Origin of the sequence: Rubrivivax sp. JA1055 (assembly GCF_020966565.1) — a bacterium.
GTDB classification, from domain to species: Bacteria; Pseudomonadota; Gammaproteobacteria; order Burkholderiales; family Burkholderiaceae_C; genus Rubrivivax; species Rubrivivax benzoatilyticus.
Map to the genome: position 1 here is coordinate 591,653 of NZ_JAJKFP010000006.1, position 22,633 is coordinate 614,285.

The 22,633-nt window shown below is 71.1% G+C and carries 16 protein-coding genes, 1 tRNA gene and 1 pseudogene; 9 read left to right on the forward strand and 9 right to left on the reverse strand.

The window, feature by feature from the left end:
* Nucleotides 1-23 precede the first annotated feature (23 nt).
* The 3 genes and pseudogenes from dgcA to LOC65_RS19490 all read right to left on the reverse strand — a co-directional run.
* On the reverse strand, nucleotides 24-1,010 hold the full coding sequence (gene dgcA, locus LOC65_RS19485; protein WP_029718349.1) for an N-acetyl-D-Glu racemase DgcA: 987 nt from the start codon (nucleotides 1,008-1,010) through the stop codon (nucleotides 24-26).
* Entirely contained in the window at nucleotides 1,003-1,536 is a 534-nt protein-coding gene (locus LOC65_RS12160) for an NAD-dependent epimerase/dehydratase family protein (RefSeq protein WP_230247654.1), read from the reverse strand. Before LOC65_RS12160 ends, dgcA begins: the two co-directional genes overlap by 8 nt.
* Nucleotides 1,537-1,714: 178 nt before the next feature.
* Nucleotides 1,715-2,026, reverse strand: a pseudogene (locus LOC65_RS19490) (DUF1611 domain-containing protein); the annotation flags it as partial.
* A gap of 204 nt (nucleotides 2,027-2,230) precedes the next feature.
* Between LOC65_RS19490 and LOC65_RS12170 the strand changes: the two are divergent.
* Nucleotides 2,231-5,002 carry a TonB-dependent receptor gene (locus tag LOC65_RS12170; protein WP_230247655.1) on the forward strand — a complete coding sequence of 924 codons (2,772 nt, stop codon included), beginning with the start codon at nucleotides 2,231-2,233 and terminating at the stop codon, nucleotides 5,000-5,002.
* Between the two features lie 144 nt (nucleotides 5,003-5,146).
* Here LOC65_RS12170 and LOC65_RS12175 read toward each other — a convergent pair.
* From LOC65_RS12175 to LOC65_RS12185, 3 genes are all read right to left on the reverse strand, one after another.
* Nucleotides 5,147-5,223 (reverse strand) — tRNA-Val (locus LOC65_RS12175).
* 87 nt (nucleotides 5,224-5,310) lie between these two features.
* On the reverse strand, nucleotides 5,311-7,545 hold the full coding sequence (locus tag LOC65_RS12180) for a bifunctional (p)ppGpp synthetase/guanosine-3',5'-bis(diphosphate) 3'-pyrophosphohydrolase (RefSeq protein ID WP_230247656.1): 2,235 nt from the start codon (nucleotides 7,543-7,545) through the stop codon (nucleotides 5,311-5,313).
* Nucleotides 7,545-8,405, reverse strand: a complete 861-nt coding sequence (locus LOC65_RS12185; RefSeq protein ID WP_230247657.1) for an alpha/beta fold hydrolase — start codon at nucleotides 8,403-8,405, stop codon at nucleotides 7,545-7,547. Before LOC65_RS12185 ends, LOC65_RS12180 begins: the two co-directional genes overlap by 1 nt.
* A 78-nt stretch (nucleotides 8,406-8,483) precedes the next feature.
* On the opposite strand from LOC65_RS12185, the gene LOC65_RS12190 reads away from it, so the two are divergent.
* Entirely contained in the window at nucleotides 8,484-9,257 is a 774-nt protein-coding gene (locus LOC65_RS12190) for a 3-hydroxybutyrate dehydrogenase (RefSeq protein ID WP_009855896.1), read from the forward strand.
* A gap of 24 nt (nucleotides 9,258-9,281) precedes the next feature.
* On the opposite strand, the gene LOC65_RS12195 is transcribed toward LOC65_RS12190, so the two are convergent.
* Nucleotides 9,282-9,983 carry an SIMPL domain-containing protein gene (locus tag LOC65_RS12195; RefSeq protein ID WP_230247658.1) on the reverse strand — a complete coding sequence of 234 codons (702 nt, stop codon included), beginning with the start codon at nucleotides 9,981-9,983 and terminating at the stop codon, nucleotides 9,282-9,284.
* A gap of 175 nt (nucleotides 9,984-10,158) precedes the next feature.
* Here LOC65_RS12195 and ompR point away from each other — a divergent pair, with 175 nt between their 5' ends.
* Nucleotides 10,159-10,893: a two-component system response regulator OmpR gene (gene ompR, locus LOC65_RS12200; RefSeq protein WP_009855898.1), complete on the forward strand. Its 735-nt coding sequence runs from the start codon at nucleotides 10,159-10,161 to the stop codon at nucleotides 10,891-10,893.
* Nucleotides 10,894-10,983: 90 nt separating this feature from the next.
* Nucleotides 10,984-12,312, forward strand: coding sequence for a sensor histidine kinase (locus tag LOC65_RS12205; RefSeq protein ID WP_230247659.1), 1,329 nt, complete (start codon nucleotides 10,984-10,986; stop codon nucleotides 12,310-12,312).
* A gap of 13 nt (nucleotides 12,313-12,325) precedes the next feature.
* Here the strand turns inward: LOC65_RS12205 and ispF are convergent, their stop codons facing one another.
* Together ispF and ispD are read right to left on the reverse strand one after the other, a co-directional pair.
* On the reverse strand, nucleotides 12,326-12,817 hold the full coding sequence (gene ispF / locus LOC65_RS12210) for a 2-C-methyl-D-erythritol 2,4-cyclodiphosphate synthase (protein ID WP_230247660.1): 492 nt from the start codon (nucleotides 12,815-12,817) through the stop codon (nucleotides 12,326-12,328).
* The gene (gene ispD / locus LOC65_RS12215; protein WP_009855901.1) at nucleotides 12,814-13,503 is read right to left on the reverse strand and encodes a 2-C-methyl-D-erythritol 4-phosphate cytidylyltransferase; all 690 of its coding nucleotides are present in this window, start codon (nucleotides 13,501-13,503) and stop codon (nucleotides 12,814-12,816) included. Before ispD ends, ispF begins: the two co-directional genes overlap by 4 nt.
* Before the next feature lie 26 nt (nucleotides 13,504-13,529).
* Here ispD and mfd point away from each other — a divergent pair, with 26 nt between their 5' ends.
* From mfd to cheB, 5 genes are all read left to right on the forward strand, one after another.
* A complete protein-coding gene (gene mfd / locus LOC65_RS12220; RefSeq protein ID WP_230247661.1) occupies nucleotides 13,530-16,976 on the forward strand; it encodes a transcription-repair coupling factor in 3,447 nt (1,148 codons plus the stop codon).
* A gap of 15 nt (nucleotides 16,977-16,991) precedes the next feature.
* Nucleotides 16,992-17,705 (forward strand): phosphoserine phosphatase SerB, encoded by a 714-nt coding sequence (gene serB, locus LOC65_RS12225; protein ID WP_009855903.1) that lies wholly within the window; start codon nucleotides 16,992-16,994, stop codon nucleotides 17,703-17,705.
* 292 nt (nucleotides 17,706-17,997) lie between these two features.
* Nucleotides 17,998-19,932 (forward strand): methyl-accepting chemotaxis protein, encoded by a 1,935-nt coding sequence (locus LOC65_RS12230; RefSeq protein WP_230247662.1) that lies wholly within the window; start codon nucleotides 17,998-18,000, stop codon nucleotides 19,930-19,932.
* A 34-nt stretch (nucleotides 19,933-19,966) separates the two neighbouring features.
* Entirely contained in the window at nucleotides 19,967-21,538 is a 1,572-nt protein-coding gene (locus tag LOC65_RS19495) for a chemotaxis protein CheW (RefSeq protein ID WP_009855905.1), read from the forward strand.
* Between the two features lie 25 nt (nucleotides 21,539-21,563).
* Entirely contained in the window at nucleotides 21,564-22,631 is a 1,068-nt protein-coding gene (gene cheB, locus LOC65_RS12240) for a chemotaxis-specific protein-glutamate methyltransferase CheB (RefSeq protein ID WP_029718348.1), read from the forward strand.
* Nucleotides 22,632-22,633 lie beyond the last annotated feature (2 nt).

Genomic DNA, 22,633 nt, shown 5'->3' on the forward strand with positions numbered 1-22,633 from the left:
AGCGGCGCAAAGCCGCTGTCACCTCAGTCCCAGAGCCCCGCCGGCGCCGGCTGCATGACGCTGCCATCGAAGGCGAAGCCGGGCACGCGGTCGCGCGCCAGCAGCAGCGGGCCGTCGAGGTCGACGAAACGCGCCCAGGGCGCGAGCAGGAAGGCCGGCGCCATGGCCAGCGAGCTGCCCAGCATGCAGCCGACCATCAGCCCGAGACCACGTTCGCGTGCCGCCTTCGCCACCTCGATCGCCTCGGTGAGGCCACCGGTCTTGTCGAGCTTGACATTGACGAAGGCGTAGCGTCGCGCGACGGTGTCCAGCGTCTCGCGGCCGTGGAAGCTCTCGTCGGCGCACAGCGGCACCGGCGAGGCGAAACCTTCGAGCACGGCGTCGGCCGCGGCCGGCAGCGGCTGCTCGATCAGCGCGACGCCGGCCTGGGCGCAGGCGGCGAGATGGCGGTCCAGGTTCGTTTCGGTCCAGGCCTCGTTGGCGTCGACGACCAGCGTCGCGCCCGGTGCCGCGGCGCGCACGGCGCGGATGCGCTCCTCGTCGCCGTCGCCGCCGAGCTTGACCTTCAGCAGCGGCCGCGAGGCCGCACGCGCCGCGGCGGCGGCCATCGCGCCCGGGTCACCCAGGCTCAGCGTGTAGGCGGTGACGGTCGGCCGCGGCTCGGGCAGTCCGGCCAGCGCCCACACCGGGCGGCCGGCCGTGCGCGCCTCCAGCGCCCACAGCGCGGCGTCGAGCGCGTTGCGCGCCGCGCCGGCCGGCATCGCGGCGGCGAGATCAGCACGGCGGCCGCCCGCGGCCAGCCAGCCGGCCTGGGCGCGCACGCTTTCGGCAACGCCGTCGACCGTCTCGCCATAACGCGCATACGGCACGCACTCGCCGCGGCCGGTGATGCCGCCCTGCGTGACGCTGGCAACGACGACGACGGCCTCGGTCTTGGTGCCGCGCGAGATCGTGAAGCCACCGGCGATCGGCCAGCGTTCGACGGCGACGTCGAGCCGGGCCTCAGACACGGCCGCTCTCCGGGAACTCGGCGAGCAGCCGGTCGACGAGCCCGTCGACACCGTAACGCACCGGGTCGGTGGCCGGCAGGCCGTGTTCGCTCGCCAGCGCGGCGAGCAGTTCGCGCGCGGCGGCGTCGTCCAGCGCCCGGGTGTTGATCGCGATGCCGACCGGGCGGATCGCCGGGTTGGTCAGCCGGCCGCAGCGCACGGTGAGCTCGATGACCTCGGCGATCGTCGGCAGCGGGTGTTTCACGCCGCGCATCGTGCGCCGCGTCGGCTCGTGGCAGACGACGAAGGCGTCAGGCTGGGCGCCGTGCAGCAGGCCCAGCGAGACGCCGGCGAACGACGGGTGGAACAGCGAGCCCTGCCCTTCGATCAGGTCCCATTGGCCGGGCGCGGCGGCCGGCGCCAGCCACTCGACGGCGCCGGAGACGAAGTCGGCGACGACGGCGTCGATGGCCACGCCGTGGCCGGAGATGAAGACGCCGGTCTGGCCGGTGGCGCGGAAGTCGGCGTCCAGGCCACGCGCGCGCATCGCACGTTCCAGCGCCAGCGCGGTGTACTTCTTGCCCCAACGAGCAGTCGGTGCCGACGGTCAGCAGGCGCAGCCCGGGGCGCTTGGTGCCCTTGCCGGTGGCGAAGGTCTGGTCGTTGTGGCGCACGTCGAAGAGCTGCACGCCGTTGTGCGCCGCGGCCTCGCGGATCTCGGGGATCTGCGCCAGGCGCACGTGCAGCCCGCTGGCGACGTCGAGCCCGGCCTCGATGGCCTGGACGATCGTCGCCACCCAGTGCGCCGGCAGCACGCCGCCGGCGTTGGCGACGCCGACGATCAGCGTCTTCGCGCCGGCGGCCACGCCTTCGGCGATCGTCATCTCGGGCAGGCCGAGATCGGCCTGGCAGCCGGGCAAACGGGTCTGGCCCAGGCACCACTCGCGACGCCAGTCGACGATGCCGTGGGCGGTCTTGGCGGCGAGCTGGTCATGCACGTCGCCGAGGAACATCAGGTACGGATGCGGAATGTCCATCGGAGCTCCAGTGGGTCGGGCACGGCGCGGCGCCGGTGCGGCCGGCCCATTGTGGCGGCGCCGCCGCAGCCCGGATTGAGGCAGACGGGATGGAAGTTGCGCCGCGCTGTCATCCGTCGGGCCGTGTTTCCCGTTTGTGAATTCGCACCACAAAATTTGGGGTTTTGGACCCGAGGGTCCGCCCGCCAGCCACGAGGAACATCGATGAGCCGCGACCCGATGCGCCGCATCACCCCCATCGCCGCCGCCTGTGCGGCCCTGCTGGCGCTCGGCGCCGCGCCACGGGCCGCGACGGCCCAGGACTCGGCCACGGCGGCCTCGCGGCCGGTCGAACGCATCGAGGTCACCGGCTCGCGCATCAAGCGCACCGAGGACGAAGGCGCGCTGCCGGTGCAGGTGATCTCGCGCGAGGAGATCGTCAAGTCCGGCGTGACCACCGCCGCCGAGGTGCTGCGCAACCTCAGCGGCAACAGCGGCGGCCTGAGCGACGGCGGCAGCATCAACACCGGCGGCTACGACCAGAAGGGCTTCAACTCGGCCAACCTGCGCGGCATCGGCACGTCGTCGACGCTGGTGCTGCTCAACGGCCGGCGCATGGCCAACTTCGCGTCGCCGGGTGACGACGCCGGCGTCGACCTCAACAGCATCCCGGCCGCGGCGATCGAGCGTGTCGAGGTGCTGCTCGACGGCGCCTCGGCGATCTACGGCACCGACGCGATCTCCGGCGTCATCAACTTCGTCACCCGCAAGGACTACACCGGCGCGGAGGTCAACGTCTACGTCGGCGACACCCAGGAAGGCGGCGCCGGCAAGCGCACCGCGTCGGTGACGGCCGGCTACGGCACGCTGGCCGAGAACGGCTTCAACGTCTTCGGCGTCTTCGACGTGCAGCGCACCGACGCGCTCAGCACCTCGCAGCGCGGCTTCATCCAGGACCTGAAGATCGCCGAGCGGCTGCCGCATCTGCTGTCGGGCTACACGTCCCCGGCCAACCTCGACCTGAGCGACGAGCAGTTCGAGTACCTGCGCGACCAGGGCCTGCTGGTCGGCGGCGAACTGATCAACAGCCACCGCATCAACTTCTCGGCCCCGGGGTGCAACCCGCCAGCCAACCTGCATCTGCCCGGCGGCGTCGGCGGGGCTCAGGGCTGCACCTACGACTACATGCGCGACACCGAGCTGTACCCGAAGTCCGAGAAGCTGAGCTTCCTGGGCCGCGCGGTCACCGAACTCGGCGGCGGCCACGACCTGTTCGCCGAAGTCGCGCTGGCGCGCGCGAAGACCTGGTACGTCGGCTCGTCGCCGCGCCTGAACAACTACTACATCGACTACAGCCAGGTCCCGGAACTCGCCGGCTTCACCGGGCTCGAGGCGATCGACCCGGACATCCGCCTGCGCCTGCGCCTGACCGACGCCGGCCGCCGCGCCAGCGAGCTGACCAGCACCAGCCAGCGTTACGTCGTCGGCATGAGCGGCAGCGTCGGCGACTGGGACTACGAGTGGGGCCTTAACCACAGCGTCAGCGAAGTCGCCGACCGCGACACCCACGGCTACCTGCTCTACGACAAGCTGATCGACGGCCTGGACAGCGGCCTCATCAACCCCTTTGCGCCCAACACCGCCGAGGCGCTGGCCTACATTGACAGCATCCAGATCAACGACGTCGTGCGGCGCGCGCGCGGCACGATGGACTCGCTGGACTTCAACGCCAGCCGCACGCTGGGCCGCCTGCCCGGCGGCGCGGCGAGCCTGGCGCTGGGTGGCGAGATCCGGCGCGAGAAGACGAGCTTCAACCCGTCGGCGCTGCTGATGAGCGACAACATCAACAACGACGACGCACCCGAAGGCGGCACGGCGACGAGCGACCAGCGCCGCGTCGCGGCCGTCTACGGCGAGCTGGCGCTGCCGGTGACGAAGAAGCTGGAGCTGCAGCTCGCCGCGCGCTTCGACCATTACGAAGGCGTCGGCAACACCGCCAACCCCAAGGTCGGGCTGCGCTACCTCGCCTCGCCGGACCTGCTGCTGCGCGGCTCGTTCGGCACGGGCTTCCGCGCACCGTCGATGACCGACCTGCACCGTCCGACGCAGTACAGCAGCACCTCGACGCTGCCCGACCCGGTGTACTGCGCCACCGTCGGCAACGACTACAGCGAGTGCGCCTGGAACTGGGAGACGCGCCGCTACAGCAACCCCGACCTCAAGCCCGAGCGTTCGCGCCAGTTCTCGCTCGGCACGGTGTTCACCCCGCATCCGCTGTGGAGCGTGAGCCTGGACTACTGGAACATCCAGAAGCGCGACGTGATCAGCGAGATCGGCGACGACGTGATCCTCGGCAACCTCGACAAGTTCGAGCACCTCGTGCACCGCTACAACGAGGACGAGGGCCTGGCCGACTGCGACTACGACCCGGACGACCCCGAGATCTGCTACATCGAGCTGCGCAAGGAGAACCGCGGCCGGCAGAAGGCCTCGGGGCTGGACGTCGTCGTCGAGATGAAGGGGCTGAAGACCGCCGTCGGCGTGTTCGGCGCCCGGCTGTCGGGCACCTGGATGCTCGAATCCAAGCAGCAGCCGAGCCCCGAGCTGGGCTACATCAGCAACCTCGGGCGTTTCGTCACCGACAGCGTCGTGCAGCGCTGGCGCCACCGGCTGAGCCTCGACTGGGAGCGCGGCGCGTGGAGCGCCAGCGTCGGCAACACCTACTACTCGAGCTACGACGACCAGAACTCGGCGATCGACACCGAGAACGGCAGCGTCGTCGCCGAGAACCGGGTCAAGGCCTACTCGCTGTGGGACCTGTCGGGGGCCTACGAGTTCTCGAAGGCGTTCACGTTGCGCGCCGGCGTGCAGAACGTGTTCGACACGCCGCCGCCGTTCTCGAACCAGGCCTACTACTTCATTTCGGGCTACGACCCGAGCTACACCGACCCGCGCGGGCGTTTCTTCTACGTCTCGGCGCGTTACCAGTTCCGTTGAACCCGGCCGCAGCACGCTGACGACGGGCCGGCCATGCCGGCCCGTTTCACGAGTGGACGGCCGGCTCGCATCGAACCGACAGCCGCTTCAGGCCGCCAAAAGCGAAAGAGCCCGGTAGATCACCGATCTACCGGGCTGTCCGTTTGGTAGGCGCGATTGGACTCGAACCAACGACCCCCACCATGTCAAGGTGGTGCTCTAACCAGCTGAGCTACGCGCCTGAAGAGCCTATGACTATATACGAGATCCGCGTTATTGCAAATACCTGAGTGCTTTACCGGACCAAATTCAGGCCGCCTTGCCGGCGTTCAGCGACGCCGCGCGTGGCGCACGCCGGCGATGCCGACCAGATGCTTGAGCACCTGCGCGAGCCGTGCGGTGTCGGCGACCTCGATGGTGAAGGTCATCCACGCGGTGCCGCCACGCGCGTCCTTGACGCTTTGCGTGTGCACGCCGATGACGTTCATCTTCTCCTTGGCGAAGACCTCGGAGATGTCGCGCAGCAGGCCCTGGCGGTCGCTGGCCTCGATGATGACGTCCAGCGGGTAGACGCCGTCGCGTTCGCGCCCCCACTCGACCTCGATGACACGCCCCGGGTCCTTCTGCGCCATGTGGCGGAAGTTGCTGCAGTCGCGGCGGTGGATGGCCACGCCCTTGGCGCGCGTGACGAAGCCGCCGATGGTGTCGGGCGGCGCCGGCCGGCAGCAGCGCGCCAGCGTCGTCAGCAGCGAGTCGACACCGACGACCAGCACCCCGCCCTTGCCCTTGCCGCCCTCGTGGCGCGGGCGGCGCAGCGCGATGCCCTCGTCCTCCTCGGCCACCGCCGGCGCGGCCGGACGCAGGATCTGCTCGATGTTGCGCAGCGAGAACTCGTCCTTGCCGACGACCTCGAACAGCGCGTCGGCGGTCTTGAAGCCCAGCTGCTCGGCCAGCGTCTCGAGCTTGACCGCGGTCTTGCCTTCGCGCTGCAGCAGCTTCTCGACGAGCTCGCGGCCGCGCGCGATCGTCAGCCCCTGCGCCTGGGCGTTGAACCAGGCGCGCACCTTGGCCTTGGCGCGCGGGCTCTTCAGGTAGCCCAGCTCGGGGTTGAGCCAGTCCATCGACGGCCCGCCTTCCTTGGCGGCGACGATCTCGATCGTCTGCCCCGAGACCAGCGCCGTGTTCAGCGGCACCATGGCGCCGTCGACCCGCGCGCCGCGGCAGCGGTGGCCCAGGTCGGTGTGCAGCGCGTAGGCGAAGTCCACCGGCGTGCCGCCGACCGGCAGGTCGATGACGTTGACCTGCGGCGTGAAGACGTAGATGCGGTCGTCGAACACCGCCGAGGCGGTGGCGTCCTGCGTCGTCGCGAAGTCGCGCTCCCAGGCCAGCAGCTCGCGCAGCACGGCCTTGCGCGCCTCGGCCAGGCGCTCGTTGAAGTCGCCCGCGGCGCTGACGCCGGCGTAGCCGCGCACGCCGGCCTCCTTGTACATCCAGTGCGCGGCGACGCCGTGCTCGGCGTGCTCGTGCATCGCGCGGGTGCGGATCTGCACTTCCAGCGCGCGGCCGTCGTCGTCGAGCACGACGGTGTGCAGCGACTGGTAGCCGTTGGGCTTGGGCCGGGCGATGTAGTCGTCGTACTCGCCGTCGACGGCGCGGAAACACTCGTGCACACGCGACAGCGCGGCGTAGCAGCCGGCGACGTCGTCGACGATGACCCGCAGCGCGCTCAGGTCGAAGACACGCTCGATCGGCAGCCCCTTGCCGCGCATCTTCTTCCAGATGCTGTGCAGGTGCTTGGGACGGCCGTGGACCTCGGCGCGGATGCCGGCCTCGGCCAGGCGTTCGCGCATGCGGCGGCGCGCGCCTTCGATGCGCTGCTCGCGTTCGACTCGCTTCTCGTCGAGCAGGCGCGCGATGCGCTTGTACTCCTCGGGCTGCAGGAAGCGGAACGCCAGATCCTCCAGCTCCCACTTGATCTGCCAGATGCCCAGGCGGTTGGCCAGCGGCGCGAAGATCTGCTGCGTCTCCTCGGCCAGCTCCTGCGGGCACGGCACCCGCTCGGCGGCATACCAGCGCAGCGTCTGCAGCCGCGAGGCCAGGCGCAGCAGCACGACACGCAGGTCGTGCGAGAAGGCCAGCAGCATCTTGCGCACCTGCTCGGCCTGCTGCTGGCGCTGCGCCTCCAGCACCGAGGCGGCACGCGTCGCACGCTGGATCTGCACCAGCCGCCGGGTGTGTGTCACCAGGCTGGCATAGGACTGGCCGAAGGCCTTGGCGACCATCTCCTCGGGATGCTGGAGGTAGTCGCCGGCGTAGACCAGATAGGCGGCGGCACGCATCGACGGCGCTGCGCCGATGGCCTGCAGGATCGCGGCGACACCGTCGGCGTGCAGCAGCGCGGGCTCGCCGGTGTCGAGCAGGTGGCCGGCCAGCAGTGGCTCGGCGAAGGCGCGGGCGCGTTCGAGCGCGGCGGTGCCGTCTTCGGCGGCACCGGTTTCACGCGCCGCCAGTTCGACGATCGCGGCCGCGTCGACGGCCGCTTCGGAAGATTCGGCGGTTCTCATCAGGACAACAGGAAATCGCGGACGACGGTGCGCTGCTCCGGCTGGACCAGCATCGGCGCGTGGCCGACACCGGCGAACTCGTGCAGCCGCGCCCGCGGCCCGCGGCGCGTCATCGCCTCGGCGGTGGCGCGCGACAACAGATCGGATTCGGCGCCGCGCAGCAGCAGCGTCGGGCAGCGCAGGCTGTCCCAGGCGGCCCACAGCGCGGCTTCACCGGCGGCGGCGATCTCGGGCGTCATCGCCCGGAACGGCACGGCGATCGCCGGGTCGTAATGCGGGATCCAGCCGTCGCCGTCGGCGACGAGCTGCGGCCGGGTCAGCGCCAGCCATTGTTCAGGCGTGTGCGGGCCGAAACCCAGCGACACCTGGCGGATCGCCTCGGCGGCGTCCTCGACACTCGCCCAGCGCACCGGCTGGCCCAGGTAGCCCTTGATGCGCTCCAGCGCCGCCGGCTCGATTGCCGGGCCGACGTCGTTGAGCACCAGCCGGCGCACCGGCGAGCCCGCCAGGCTGGCCACGCCCAGGCCGATCAGCCCGCCCATCGAGGTGCCGACCCAGTCGACCGTGTCGACGTCCAGCCGCGCCAGCAGCGTGACGACGTCGGCGACGTACTGCGGCACCGTGTAGCCGGCCGCGTCGGCGAGCCGGTCGCTGCGGCCGCGGCCGACGATGTCGGGGCAGACCACACGCAGCTGCGGCGCCAGATCCTGCGCCAGCGTGTCGAAGTCGCGCCCCTGGCGCGACAGCCCGTGCACGCAGACCACCGCATGGCGCGCCTGCGGGTCGCCCCACTCCCAGTACGCCATGCGGTGCAGGCCCCGCGCGTCGAGGCAGGGCACGTGGTTCAGGCGGGGGGTCATGGGGGGCGACGAGGATGGAAGGCGCGGGAGACGGTCCCGATAATCGTCCGATCGTAGCAACCGGCAAGGGGACGGCACATGCTCCAGGGAAAGACGGCGCTGGTCACGGGCTCGACGAGCGGCATCGGCCTCGGCATCGCGGTGGCGCTGGCGCAGCAGGGCGCGAAGCTGATGCTCAACGGCTTCGGCGACGTCGATGCCGCGCTGCAGGCGGTGCGCGCCGCCGGTTCCGGCGAGGTCGCCCACCACGGCGCCGACATGCGCCGGCCCGACGAGATCGAGGACCTGGTGCACCAGTGCGAACGCCAGTTCGGCGGCCCCGACATCGTCGTCAACAACGCCGGCATCCAGCACGTCGCGCTGGTCGAGGATTTCCCGGCCGAACGCTGGGACGCGATCATCGCGATCAATCTCAGCTCGGCCTTCCACACGATGCGTGTCGCGCTGCCCGGCATGAAACACCGCGGCTGGGGGCGCGTCATCAACGTCGCCTCGGTGCACGGGCTCGTGGCCTCGGCCGGCAAGAGCGCCTACGTCGCCGCCAAACACGGCATCGTCGGCCTGACGCGCGCCGCGGCGCTGGAATGCGCACGCAGCGGCGTCACCGTCAACGCGATCTGCCCGGGCTGGGTGCTGACGCCTCTGGTGCAGAAGCAGATCGATGCCCGCGCCGCCGCGCACGGGCTGTCCAACGACGAGGCCGAGCGTCAGTTGCTGGCCGAGAAGGAGCCGTCGCTGCGCTTCACGACGCCCGAGCAGCTGGCGGCGCTGGCGCTGTTCCTGTGCTCGCCGGCCGGCGACAACGTGCTCGGCGCGGCCTGGAACATGGACGGCGGCTGGACGGCGCAGTAGGCGCCGCCCGCCGGGCCCCGTCGGCTACTTGGCCGACATCTGCACGCTACCCGAGACGCTGACCGTGACGCTGGCCTTGCCGGCTTCGACCGGCAGCGCCTCGTCGGCCATCGCGGCACGCGCCTTCATCGCCATCGGGAACACGCCCGACGGCGGTTCGCTCGCCGACACCGAGACCTCGCGGATGCCCCAGCCGCCGAAGCCGAACTGGCGGCTGATCGTGTCGGCCTTGGCGCGGAACCGCGAGATCGCCTCGGCCGACAGCTCGGCCTCGGCCTTCTCGCGCGCCTCGCGCGACAGCGAGTAGCCCACGCGCGAGATCGTCATCGTCTGCACCCGGCCGGTGAGCTGGGCGATGCCGGCGACGTCGCGGCCTTCGGCCACCAGCTCGGCGCTGCCCTGCCAGCCGTTGGCCACGCCCTTGTTCGAATAACGCGGGTACAGCGAGAAGCCGCCGGTGTGCAGCTCGATCTGGCCCGGCTTGGCCACCTTGCGGGCTTCGGCCAGCGCGGCGTCCAGCGCCTGCTTCAGCTGCGACTGCACGGTCTGCGCGTCAGGGCCTTCGCGCGAGGTCGAGAACGTCACCGACAGCATGTCGCGCGGCACCTCGGCGGTGGCACTGGCCGACAGGCCGACGACGTTCTGCGGCGGCGGCAAGGTCTGCGCCTGGGCCGCGGCAACCGCGGCGAAAGCGGCCAGCACGAAGGCCTTTCGGACGAAGGGCATGTCAACGTTTCCTTTCAGAGGCAAGGGTTGCACACGTGTTCTCCTGGGCAAAACGCAGCGGAGGGCACGATGGCACCGCGGACACGCCGCAAGACTTGTAACAACAGGTCAGCAAACGCCGGGACGCCCGGAAATCGGCCCGCACAATGCCGCTGTTACAAGTTTGGAGTCGGTGATGAACACCCCCGCCAATACCCGTCCCGACCGCATCGTGGTCGTCGACGATGATGCCCGCATCCGCGACCTGCTGCGTCGCTACCTGTCGCAGGAAGGTTTCGAGGTCCTGCTGGCCGAGGACGCCAAGGCGCTGAACCGCGTGCTGACGCGCGACACGGTCGACCTGATCGTGCTCGACCTGATGCTGCCGGGCGAGGACGGCCTGTCGATCTGCCGCCGCCTGCGTGCGGCCAACGACATCACGCCGATCATCATGCTCACCGCCAAGGTCGAGGACGTCGACCGCATCGTCGGCCTGGAAGTCGGCGCCGACGACTACCTGCCCAAGCCCTTCAACCCGCGCGAGCTGCTGGCGCGCATCCACGCGGTGCTGCGCCGCCGCCCGGCCCCGGAAGCGCCGGGTGCGCCGTCGAAGGAGCCGCAGGTCGTCAACTTCGGGCCGTTCGAGTTCGACCTGTCGCTGCGCCGCCTGTCCAAGAACGGCGAGCAGATCGCACTGACCACAGGCGAGTTCTCGATGCTGAAGGCGCTGGTGCGCCACCCGCGCCAGCCGCTGTCGCGCGACAAGCTGGCGCAGCTGGCGCGCGGCCGCGAGTTCGAGCCCTTCGACCGCAGCCTGGACGTGCAGATCTCGCGCCTGCGCAAGATGCTCGAGCCCGACCCGGCGCAGCCGCGCTACATCCAGACCGTCTGGGGCGTCGGCTACGTCTTCGTGCCGGACGGCGCAAGCTGACGCGCCGGCGCGACAGGCGCGCGCGCCGCGACGGCGCCGCACGCATCACGCCGCCCCCCGGCCGCATCCTGAACGGCATCATCGCGGCCGATGGCACGTAAGACGATCGCCCTGAGCCTCTTCTGGCGCACCTTCTGCCTGCTGGCCCTGCTGCTGGCCGGCGGGGTCTTCGCCTGGGTGCAGACGCTGCGCGCGCTCGAGTTCGAGCCGCGTGCGGTCGAGTCCGCGCAGCAGATCGCCGGTCTCGTGAACCTGTCGCGCGCGGCGCTGCAGCAGGCCGACGGCATCAACCGCGTCGCGCTGGTGAAGTCGCTCGGGCAGCAGGGCGCGGTGCGCGTCACGCCGCGCGAGCCGGGCGACCGCTGGGAAGGTTTCGAGGTCGACCGCTTCACGCGCCGCGTCGCACGCGAGCTGCGCGCGACGCTCGGCGAGGATGCGATCGTCGCGCGCAGCGTCAACGCCACCTCGGGCATGTGGGTCGGGTTCTCGATCGACGGCGACGCCTACTGGCTGCAGATCGACGACAACCACACCAGCCCGCTGACCCGCAGCACCTGGTTCGTCTGGATCGGCATCGCGCTGCTGGCGACGCTGCTCGGCTCGGTGGCAATCGCGCGGCTGATCAACCGGCCGCTGAAGCAGCTGTCGTTCGCGGCCAGCCGCATCCGCGAAGGCGACCTCGACTCGCGCCTGGACGAGAACACGCTGACCAGCGAGATCCGCGAGGTCAACCGCGGCTTCAACCGCATGGCACGCGAACTCGCGCGCGTCGAGGAAGACCGCGCGGTGATGCTCGCCGGCATCAGCCACGACCTGCGCACGCCGCTGGCGCGGCTGCGGCTGGAGACGGAGATGAGCGTCTCCGACGACGAGGCCAAGCGCAACATGGCGCTGGACATCGACCAGCTCGACGCGATCATCGACAAGTTCATGGACTACGCGCGCCCGGGCGACACCGAGATGCGCCCGGTGCACGTCTCGCAGCTGATCGACCGCGAGGCCGCCGGTTTCCGCGACCCGGCGCAGATCCGCATCCACTCGCGCGTCGCGATCGACCTGAAGGTGCTGGCCGACGAGACCGAACTCGGCCGCGTCTTCTCCAACCTGTTCGAGAACGCACGCCGCTACGGCCGCGGCACCGACACCGGCGTCGCCGAGGTCACGGTCTCCTACGCGCGCACCGGGCCGTGGGTCGTGCTGACGGTGCGCGACAACGGCCCCGGCGTGCCGCCCGAGAAGCTGTCGCAGCTGACGACACCGTTCTTCCGCGGCGACACCGCACGCACCGCCGCCACCGGCGCCGGCCTGGGGCTGGCGATCGTCGACAAGGCGATGCAGCGCATGGGCGGCAGCCTGGAGCTGGCCAACGCCGCTGACGGCGGGCTGATGGCGCACCTGCGGCTGCGCCGGGCGCCGTAACGCCGCGGCCGCCTCAACCGGCGCGGTACAGCAGGCAGGCGGCTCGCGTCTCGATCGACCGGCCCTCGCCGACCGGCCCGAGCTTCTCGGCCGTCTTGGCCTTGACGTTGACGCGCTCGACGCCGATGGCCAGCAGTTCGGCGATGCGCGTGCGCATCGCGGCGATGTGCGGCGCCATCTTCGGCGCCTGGGCGACGATGGTCGAGTCGACGTTGACGATCTCCCAGCCGGCAGCGCGCACGCGGCGCGCGCACTCGGCCAGCAGCACGCCCGAGTCGGCGCCCTTGAACTCGGCCGCGGTGTCGGGGAAGTGGCGGCCGATGTCGCCCAGCGCCGCGGCGCCGAACAGCGCGTCGGTGATCGCGTGCAGCAGCGCGTCGGCGTCGCTGTGGCCGAGCAGGCCGTGGCTGTGCGGGATCGTGATGCCGCCCAAGATCAGCGGGCGGCCGGCGACGAGCTGGTGGGTGTCCCAGCCCTCGCCGATGCGGAGGTCAAGAGGGTTCATCGGGTCTGCAGCAGGCGCGCGGCGAGCGCGAAATCGGCCGGCCAGGTCACCTTGAGGTTTTCGAGATCGCCGGCCACGAGGCGCGGCGCCAGGCCCAGCGCCTCGACGGCGCTGGATTCGTCGGTGACCTGATCACCGGCTTCGGCCAGCGCCCGCGCCAGCAGGCCGATACGGAACATCTGCGGCGTCTGCGCGGCCCATTTGCCGGCACGCGGCACGGTGTCGGCGACACGCCCGGCCTCCTCGGCTTTCAGCGTGTCGGCCAGCGGCAGCGCCAGCAGCCCGCCGACCGGGTCGGCCAGGCAGGCGTCGATGAGGCGGTCGACCCATTCGGGCCGCAGCAGGCAGCGGGCGGCGTCGTGCACCAGCACCCAGTCGTCGTCGCGGGCGCCCAGTTCACGCAGCACCGGCAGGCCGTTGGCGACGCTCTCGGCTCGCGTGGCGCCGCCGCGGCGCGCGATCCAGCCCTGCCAGCCGGGCACGGCGGCCTCGAACTGCGTGTCCTCGGGCGACAGCACGACCAGCGTACCCGCCAGCCGCGGCACCGCGGCCAGCGCCGCCAGCGTGTGCGCGACCACCGGCCGGCCGGCCAGCGGCGCATATTGTTTGGGGCCGCCGGCGCCGGCCCGCAGGCCGACACCGGCGCACGGGACCAGGGCAAAACAGCGGGTCGGCGGCACAGTCATGCGGCGATTCTAGAATCGCGCCTCCCATGCAGATCCCGAACATCGCCCCGGGCAAGCGCTACACGCTGCCGCGCCCGGTCGGTTCGGCCGACGCGCTGCTGCTCGCCCGGCTGGGCGCGGCACGCCAGGCCGAGCAGCGCCTGCTGGCCGTCGTCACGGCCGACCCCGCCGACACCACCCGCCTCGCCGAAGAGCTGAGGTTCTTCGAGCCCGGCCTGCGTGTCGCCGTCTTCCCCGACTGGGAGACGCTGCCCTACGACACCTTCAGCCCGCACCAGGACCTGATCTCCGAGCGCCTGGCGACGCTGTGGCGGGTGCAGCAGGGGGAGGTCGACGTCGTGCTGATGCCGGCCACCACCGCGCTGGTGCGGCTGGCGCCGCCGTCGTTCATGGCGGGGTACACGTTCCACTTCAAGCAGAAGGCGCGGCTGGACGAGGCCAAGCTGAAGTCGCAGCTGACGCTGGCCGGCTACCAGCACGTCAGCCAGGTCGTGTCGCCCGGCGAGTACGCCGTGCGCGGCGGCCTGATCGACCTGTACCCGATGGGCTCGCCGGTGCCCTACCGCGTCGACCTGTTCGGCGACGAGGTCGACTCGATCCGCACTTTCGACCCCGACAGCCAGAGGAGCCTCTACCCGGTGCCCGAGGTCCGGCTGTTGCCCGGGCGCGAGTTCCCGATGGACGAGGCGGCGCGCACCGCGTTCCGCGCCCGCTGGCGCGAGAAGCTGGACGGCGACCCGACACGCTCGCGCATCTACAAGGACATCGCGCAAGGCATCGCCACCGGCGGCATCGAGTACTACCTGCCGCTGTTCTTCGACGAGATCGCGAGCATCTTCGACTACCTCGGCGAGACCGCGGCGGTGGCGCTGCACGGCGAGGTCGACCAGGCGCTGGAGCGCTTCTGGACCGACACGCGCGAACGCCACCGTTTCCTGCAGCACGACCCCGAGCGGCCGCTGCTGCCGCCCGAAGCGATCTTCCTGCGCCCCGACGAGTTCTTCGCCCGCACCCAGCCGCACGCCACGCTGGCGCTGCGCGGCCAGGAGCCTGTCGACTGGGCGCGGCCGCTGCCCGACCTGGCTGTCGACCGTGGCGCCCAGGAGCCGCTGGCCGGGCTGGAACGCCATCTCAAGACGACCCCGCACCGCGTGCTGCTGGCCGCCGAGAGCGAAGGCCGGCGCGAGAGCCTGCTGGAGCTGCTGCGCGACCACCGCATCGCCCTGCCCTCGGTCGCCGACCTGGCCGAGTTCCTGGCCGGCGAGGAGCGTTTCGCGATCGTCGCCGCGCCGCTGGCCCAGGGCTTCCACTGGCACGAGCCCCAGGCCGACGGTGCCGGCGTGTCGGTGCAGTTCGTCACCGAGACCGAGCTCTTCGCCACCGCGCCGCAGGCCCGCCGCCGGCGCAAGCAGGAGCAGACGAGCAACGTCGACGCGCTGATCAAGGACCTGTCGGAGCTCAAGCTCGGCGACCCCGTGGTGCACATGAACCACGGCATCGGCCGCTACCGCGGCCTGGTCAACATCGACACCGGCGAAGGCCCCAGCGAGTTCCTGCACCTGGAGTACGCCGACAAGGCGACGCTGTACGTGCCGGTGGCGCAGTTGCACCTGATCAGCCGCTACACCGGCGTCAGCGCCGACGAGGCGCCGCTGCACAAGCTGGGCTCGGGCCAGTGGGACAAGGCGCGGCGCAAGGCCGCCGAGCAGGTGCGCGACACCGCCGCCGAGCTGCTGAACCTCTACGCCCGCCGCGCCGCGCGCGAGGGCTACGCCCACCGCTACAGCCCGGCCGACTACGAGGCCTTCGCCGCCAGCTTCGGTTTCGAGGAGACGCCCGACCAGCGCGCGGCGATCCACGCCGTCATCCAGGACCTCGTCAGCCCGCGGCCGATGGACCGCCTGGTCTGCGGCGACGTCGGCTTCGGCAAGACCGAGGTCGCGCTGCGTGCGGCCTTCGTCTCGGTGATCGGCGGCAAGCAGGTGGCGCTGCTGGCGCCGACGACGCTGCTGGCCGAGCAGCACTACCAGACGCTCGTCGACCGCTTCGGCAAGTGGCCGGTGAAGATCGCCGAGCTGTCGCGCTTCCGCTCGGCCAAGGAAGTGAAGGCGGCGCTCGAAGGCCTGGCCGACGGCACGGTGGACATCGTCGTCGGCACGCACAAGCTGCTCAGCCAGGACGTCAGGTACAAGCGCCTGGGCCTGTTGATCATCGACGAGGAGCACCGCTTCGGCGTGCGCCACAAGGAGGCGATCAAGGCGATGCGCGCCGAGGTCGACGTGCTGACGCTGACCGCGACGCCGATCCCGCGCACCTTGGGCATGGCGCTCGAAGGCCTGCGCGACCTGTCGGTCATCGCCACCGCGCCGCAGCGCCGGCTGGCGATCAAGACCTTCGTGCGCAGCGAGAACAACTCGACGATCCGCGAGGCCGTGCTGCGCGAGTTGAAGCGCGGCGGCCAGGTCTACTTCCTGCACAACGACGTCGAGTCGATCCAGGCCCGGCGCCAGAAGCTCGAAGAGCTGCTGCCCGAGGCGCGCATCGGCGTCGCCCACGGCCAGATGCCCGAGCGCGAGCTGGAACACGTGATGCGCGACTTCGTCGCCCAGCGCCACAACATCCTGCTGTGCTCGACGATCATCGAGACCGGCATCGACGTGCCGACGGCCAACACCATCGTCATCAGCCGCGCCGACAAGTTCGGCCTGGCGCAGCTGCACCAGCTGCGCGGGCGTGTCGGCCGCAGCCACCACCAGGCCTACGCCTACCTGCTGGTGCCCGACGTCGAGGCGCTGACCAAGCAGGCGGCGCAGCGGCTGGAGGCGATCCAGCAGATGGAGGAGCTGGGCAGCGGCTTCTACCTCGCGATGCACGACCTGGAGATCCGCGGCGCCGGCGAGGTGCTGGGCGAGAACCAGAGCGGCAACATGATGGAAGTCGGCTTCCAGCTCTACAACGACATGCTATCGGAAGCCGTGCGCTCGCTGAAGGCCGGCAAGGAGCCCGACCTGCTGTCGCCGCTGTCGGCGACCACCGAGATCAACCTGCACGCCCCGGCGCTGCTGCCCGACGCCTACTGCGGCGACGTGCAGACCCGGCTCAACCTCTACAAGCGCCTGGCCACGGCCGAGAAGGCCGAGCAGATCGACACCTTGCTCGAGGAGATCACCGACCGCTTCGGCAAGCTGCCGGCGCAGGGCCAGACGCTGTTCGACACCCACCGCCTGCGCGTGCTGGCGCGGCCCTACGGCGTGCAGAAGATCGACGCCGGGCCGAAGGTGATGAACATCGTCTTCCGCCCCAACCCGCCGATCGAGCCGCTGCGCATCATCGAGCTGGTGCAGAAGAACCGCGCGATCAAGCTCGCCGGCAACGACAAGCTGCGCATCGACCGCGAGATCGCCGGCGCCCAGGACCGCGCCCAGTACGTGCGCGACGTGCTGCGTGCGCTCGGCCAGCCGCGCCCCGCCTGAGAACCCGAGATCCCCATGGACGCCATCGAACACGCCCCCGGCCTGCACATCCGCGGCTTCCAGCCGCCGCTGCGCCTCTGCGACTACCGGCTGGTGGCCTTCGACATGGACTCGACGCTGATCAACATCGAGTGCGTCGACGAGATTGCCCGCGCCGCCGGGCGCTACGACGAGGTCGCGGCGATCACCGAGGCGGCGATGCGCGGCGAGATCGCCGACTACAAGGAAAGCCTGCGCCGGCGCATGGCGCTGCTGGCCGGCGTGCCCGAGACGGCGCTGCACCAGGTCGCCGAGCAGCGGCTGCAGCTCAACCCCGGCGTCGAGGCCTTCGTCGCCGCCTGCCAGGCCGCGGGGCTGAAGACGATGCTGGTCTCCGGCGGCTTCACGTTCTTCAGCGAACGTGTGCGCCAGCGCCTGAAGCTGGACTTCGCGCGCGCCAACACGCTGGGCATCGCGCACGGCAAGCTCACCGGCACGCTGCTGCAGCGGCCCTGGGGCGACATCGTCGACGGCGCCGAGAAGCGCCGCGTGCTGCTCGAGGTGGCCGAGCTGATGGGCATCGAGCCCTCGCAGGTGATCGCCGTCGGCGACGGCGCCAACGACCTGCCGATGATGGCCGCCGCCGGCCTGTCGATCGCCTACCACCCGAAGCCCGCCGTCGCCGCCGAGGCGATGATCGCCATCACCTCCGGCGGCCTGGACCGCGCGCTGGACGTGCTGCGGGGGTGATCGGACGGCTCGCACCGGCAAGGTGCACGCCGCCCACATCACACCCATAATTTTCTCAATTTGAGTGCATTAGTGAACGACTCAGCGGCTTGAGTCAGGCTTTAACACGGCCAAGGAATATCATTTCTACCAGTTGATGCCGATATAGGCAGGCACTGTTGATATCCCTGATGCCACGAAGCCGGCGGTTCCCGCAGACATCGCGACGTCAACCGATCACCTCCCCCACGGGAGGAATGCCCGAACGGGCCAACCCGACGAGCCGAAGCGCCGTCGCCCGGAGAGACCGACCATGTCCCTGGTGGTGAAGAACCGTGAAGCCGCTGCCATCGCGCGCAGCACCCCTGCCCCCGTCGCGGCCAAGGGCCTGACGCGCAACATGACGCGCGAAGCCGAGGCCAACCGCAAGCGTGCCCGCACGCTGGCCAAGCAGCAGCAGGCTTCCGAGCGCGTCGCCAGCGCCACCACCCAGCTGTCGGCCGGCATCAACGAGGCCGCCTCGGCGGCCGAGGAACTCAAGCGCGCCGCCGACCAGATCGCCGCCGGCGCCGAGGAGGCCTCCGGCGCGGCGCAGGAATCGCTGGCCGCGGTGACGCAGGTCGCCGGCGCGATCACGCGCCAGCTCGGCGCCGCCGACGCGGCCAAGACCAAGGCCGAAGGCATGCAGCAGCGCGCCGGCCAGATCGCGCTGGAGGTGCAGGCCACGATCACCAACGTCGGCATCGCCGCCAAGCGCCAGGGCGAGAGCGTCAGGATGGTGGCCGAGCTCGAGCGCCAGGCGGCGAGCATCGGCGACATCGTCAAGGCCGTGGCGCGCATCGCCGACCAGACCAACCTGCTGGCGCTCAACGCCGCGATCGAGGCCGCACGTGCCGGCCAGCACGGCAAGGGCTTCGCCGTCGTCGCCGACGAGGTGCGCACGCTGGCCGAGACCAGCGAGAAGAGCGCCAAGCAGATCCAGGACCTCGTCGCCCAGATCCAGGGCGAGGTGAAGACCATCGCCGGCGGCATCAACGACGCCGCCGACACCATCCAGGGCGAAGCCGCCAAGGGCGAGATCATCCTGCGGCAGATCGACCAGATCCGCCAGGACGCGGCGCAGATCGTCGCCGGGGCCACCGAGATCGCCGGCGCCGCGGCGCAGGCCAACATCGCCTCGCAGGAGGCGATGAAGGGCAGCGAGCAGATCGCCGCCGCCGCCGCCGAGCAGAGTTCGGCCAGCGAAGAGGCCGCCAAAACCGTCGAGGAGCAGAGCGCGGCGCTGGCCGAGTGCGAGCAGACCGCGCAGGCGCTGTCCGACCTTGCCGACGACCTGAAGAACAGCACCGACATCGCCAAGAGCGCCGAGGAAGTGGCGTCTTCGGCCGAGGAGCTGTCCAGCGCCGTGCAGGAGATCAACCGCTCGGCGGCGCAGATCATGACCGCGCTCGACCAGATCCGCCGCGGCGCGCAGCAGCAGGCCGCTGCCGCCGCGCAGTCGGCCGCCGCCGTCAACCAGATCGAAATGGGCGCGCAGCTCGCCGAGCAGCGCGCCAGCGCCGGGCGCGACCGCGCGACCGCGATCCGCAGCCTGATGGGCGAGAACAAGTCGCACATCGACAGCCTGGTGTCGGCCATCTCCACCGGCGTCGAATCCACGCGCAGCAGCGCGCTGCAGATCAAGGAGCTGGAGCTCGTCAGCCGGCGCATCGACAAGATCGTCGACGCGATCACCCAGGTCAGCATCCAGACCAACATGCTGGCCGTCAACGGCAGCATCGAGGCCGCGCGCGCCGGCGAGTACGGCAAGGGCTTCGTCGTCGTCGCCACCGACATCCGCAACCTGGCGCACGACTCGGCCGAGAACGCCGACCGCATCAAGGACCTGGTCAAGGGCATCCAGGACCAGATCGGCCTGGTCGGCCGCGACCTCGGCGAGATCATGAGCTCGGCGCAGGCCGAGGTCGAGAAGGCGCGTTCGGTGACCGGCAACCTGCTGGCGATGGAGGGCGAGATCGCCGTCGTCGAGCAGGGCAACATCGACGCGCTGGCGACCTCGCAGGAGATCGCGGCGGCGCTGGCGCAGATCAAGGTCGGTGTCGACCAGGTCTCGGCGGCGGCGGCGCAGGCCGAGAAAGCCTCCGAGCAGGCCGCGGCCGCGGCCAAGCAGCAGGCCCAGGGCGCCGAGGAGCTGAGCGCCGCGATCGAGGAGATCGCCTCGCTGGCCGACGAACTGCAGAGCAACTGAGCGCACACCCCCAACCCCGAGAGGAGGTGTGCCCGTGAGCACGACCCCGACCCAAGAAGACGGCGCGGGCGGCGCGGCGCAGGACAACCAGTTCGTCACCTTCGCGGTGGCCGACGAGATGTTCGCGGTGCCGATGGCCCCGGTGCAGGAAATCATCCGCGTGCCCGAGGTCGCCCGGCTGCCGCTGGCGCCGGCGGCGCTGGACGGCCTGGCCAACCTGCGCGGCCGCGTGCTGCCGATCCTGAACCTGAGGCGCATGTTCGGCACCCGCGAACGCGAGAGCGACGACGCGACCCGCGCGCTCGTCATCCAGCTCGGCACGCCGCTGGGTTTCGTCGTCGACCGTGTCGCCAGCGTGATCAGCGTCGACCCCGGCGCGGTCGAGCCGGTGCGCGCCATCCAGAGCGTGGTCCAGACCGACTACCTGACCGGCGTCATCAATCGCCCGGCCGCCGACGGCGGGCGCGAGCTGCTGCTGGTGCTGGACTTCCAGCGCATGGTCGACGAGCAGTTCGGCCCGTCGGCCGCGCGCGGCTCGACCAACGGCACGGAAGCCAGCGCCGACGTGGCCGAGGCCCCCGACGGCGGCGCTGTCACCGACGAGCTGCGGCTGGTCAGCTTCACCGTCTGCGGCCAGGAATACGCGATCGACATCGCCGACGTGCAGGAGATCGTGCAGGTGCCGGCCGGCATCACCGCGGTGCCCAACACGCCGCACCACGTGCTGGGCCTGATCTCGCTGCGCCAGCGGCTGCTGCCGCTGGTCAGCCTGCGCAGCCTGTTCGGCCTGGCGGCGCAGGAACTCGACGAGCACCACCGCATCGTCGTCGTCGCCCTGCCCGGCGGCGGCCAGGTCGGCCTCGTGACCGACACGGTGAAGGAGGTGCTGTCGGTGCCGCGCACCCAGGCCGACGCGATGCCCGGCGTGCTGGCGCGCGACAGCGCGCTGCAGGAGTTCGAGCGCATCTGCCGCCTCGACGACGGCAAGCGGCTGGTGTCGATCATCGCCACCGACCGGCTGCTCGGGCTGCAGGCCATCCAGGACGCCGCGGACTTCGCCCGCGGCGAGCACAGCGAACGCGAGACGACGATGGACGAGACCACCAGCCGCAGCGACGACGACGTGCAGGTCGTCATCTTCCGCCTCGGCGCCGAGGAGTTCGGCGTGCCGATCATGAGCGTGCAGGAGATCGTGCGCGTGCCCGAGGCGCTGACGCGCGTGCCCAAGACACCGGCCTTCGTCGAGGGCGTCATCAACCTGCGCGGCACGGTGCTGCCGGTCATCGACCAGCGCACGCGCCTGGGCATGGCGACGCTGGAGCGCAACGACCGCCAGCGCATCATGGTCTACACGCTGGGCGCCCAGCGCACCGGCTTCATCGTCGACAGCGTTGCCGAGGTGCTGCGCATCGGCCGCCAAGCGATCGCGCCGGCGCCCCGGCTCAGCGACGAGCAGGGCCGGCTGATCACGCAGGTCGCGCGGCTCGACGGCGACAAGCGCCTGGTGATGCTGATCGACCCCGAGCAGCTGCTGGGCCGCGCCGAGTCGGCCGCCGTCGGCCGCATGCTCGACAGCGACCCCGCTCCGCTGCCGAAGGCGGCCTGAGCATGGCGATGCGCGGAGCGCGAACATGAGCCGGGTGCTGGTCGTCGACGACTCGGCGCTGATGCGCCGGCTGCTGACCGGCGTGCTGTCCGAAGCCGGCCACGAGGTCCAGACGGCGCCCAACGGCGCCGAGGGCCTGCAGCGCCTGCTCGACTGGCAGCCCGACGTCGTCACGCTGGACATCAACATGCCCGAGATGGACGGGCTGACCTCGCTGTCGCTGATGATGCAGGCGCGGCCGACGCCGGTGGTCATGGTGTCCTCGCTGACCGAGAAGGGCGCGCAGGCGACCTTCGAGGCGCTGGCACTGGGCGCGCTGGACTTCATCACCAAGCCCGGCGGCACGATCTCGCTGAGCCTGGAGGACATCCGCGTGCAGCTGCTGGACAAGGTGCGCACGGCGGCACGTTCGCGGCTGCGCCCGGCGCGCACGCCGTCGCCCTCGCCGCGCCCGGCGACCGCCGTGCGGCCGCGCGCCGCGCCGGCGCTGCCGGCCCCGGCCGCCGCCGCGCCCGACGGCCTGGTCATCGTCGGCGTCTCCACCGGCGGCCCGCGCACGCTGGAGGACATCCTGCCGACGCTGCCGGCCGACTTCCCCTGGCCGGTGCTGGTCGCCCAGCACATGCCCGAGAACTTCACCGGCACCTTCGCCCGGCGCATGGACAGCCTGTGCCGGCTGCAGGTGCGTGAATGCGGCGCCACGATGCCGATCGAGCGTGGCCACGTCTACATCGGCCGCGGCGGCGCCGACATGGTGGTCTGCGAACGGCTGGGCCGGCTGGCGGTGCAGCCGCGGCCGGAAAGCCCGGCGCATCCGTGGCACCCGTCGGTGGACGTGCTCGTGGACAGCGCGATGAAGCTGGTGCCCGCCGAACGCCTGGTCGGCGTGCAGCTCACCGGCATGGGCGACGACGGTGCACGGGCGATGACGCGGCTGAAGCAGCAGGGCGGACGCACGGTCGCCGAGTCGGAAGAAACCGCGGTGGTCTTCGGCATGCCGGCCGAACTGATCGCCCAGGGGGGTGCCTCGCTGGTGCTGCCGGCCCCCGAGATCGGCCGCCAGCTGCTGCTGTGGGCTCGCGCCCGAGGCTGAAA

Coding starts and splice junctions, on each gene's coding strand:
- LOC65_RS12160 (WP_230247654.1), bottom strand. CDS start 1,536: ATGCGCGCGCGTGGCCTGGACGCCGACTTCCGCGCCACCGGCCAGACC.
- LOC65_RS12170 (WP_230247655.1), top strand. CDS start 2,231: ATGAGCCGCGACCCGATGCGCCGCATCACCCCCATCGCCGCCGCCTGT.
- LOC65_RS12180 (WP_230247656.1), bottom strand. CDS start 7,545: ATGAGAACCGCCGAATCTTCCGAAGCGGCCGTCGACGCGGCCGCGATC.
- LOC65_RS12185 (WP_230247657.1), bottom strand. CDS start 8,405: ATGACCCCCCGCCTGAACCACGTGCCCTGCCTCGACGCGCGGGGCCTG.
- LOC65_RS12190 (WP_009855896.1), top strand. CDS start 8,484: ATGCTCCAGGGAAAGACGGCGCTGGTCACGGGCTCGACGAGCGGCATC.
- LOC65_RS12195 (WP_230247658.1), bottom strand. CDS start 9,983: ATGCCCTTCGTCCGAAAGGCCTTCGTGCTGGCCGCTTTCGCCGCGGTT.
- ompR (WP_009855898.1), top strand. CDS start 10,159: ATGAACACCCCCGCCAATACCCGTCCCGACCGCATCGTGGTCGTCGAC.
- LOC65_RS12205 (WP_230247659.1), top strand. CDS start 10,984: ATGGCACGTAAGACGATCGCCCTGAGCCTCTTCTGGCGCACCTTCTGC.
- ispF (WP_230247660.1), bottom strand. CDS start 12,817: ATGAACCCTCTTGACCTCCGCATCGGCGAGGGCTGGGACACCCACCAG.
- ispD (WP_009855901.1), bottom strand. CDS start 13,503: ATGACTGTGCCGCCGACCCGCTGTTTTGCCCTGGTCCCGTGCGCCGGT.
- mfd (WP_230247661.1), top strand. CDS start 13,530: ATGCAGATCCCGAACATCGCCCCGGGCAAGCGCTACACGCTGCCGCGC.
- serB (WP_009855903.1), top strand. CDS start 16,992: ATGGACGCCATCGAACACGCCCCCGGCCTGCACATCCGCGGCTTCCAG.
- LOC65_RS12230 (WP_230247662.1), top strand. CDS start 17,998: ATGTCCCTGGTGGTGAAGAACCGTGAAGCCGCTGCCATCGCGCGCAGC.
- cheB (WP_029718348.1), top strand. CDS start 21,564: ATGAGCCGGGTGCTGGTCGTCGACGACTCGGCGCTGATGCGCCGGCTG.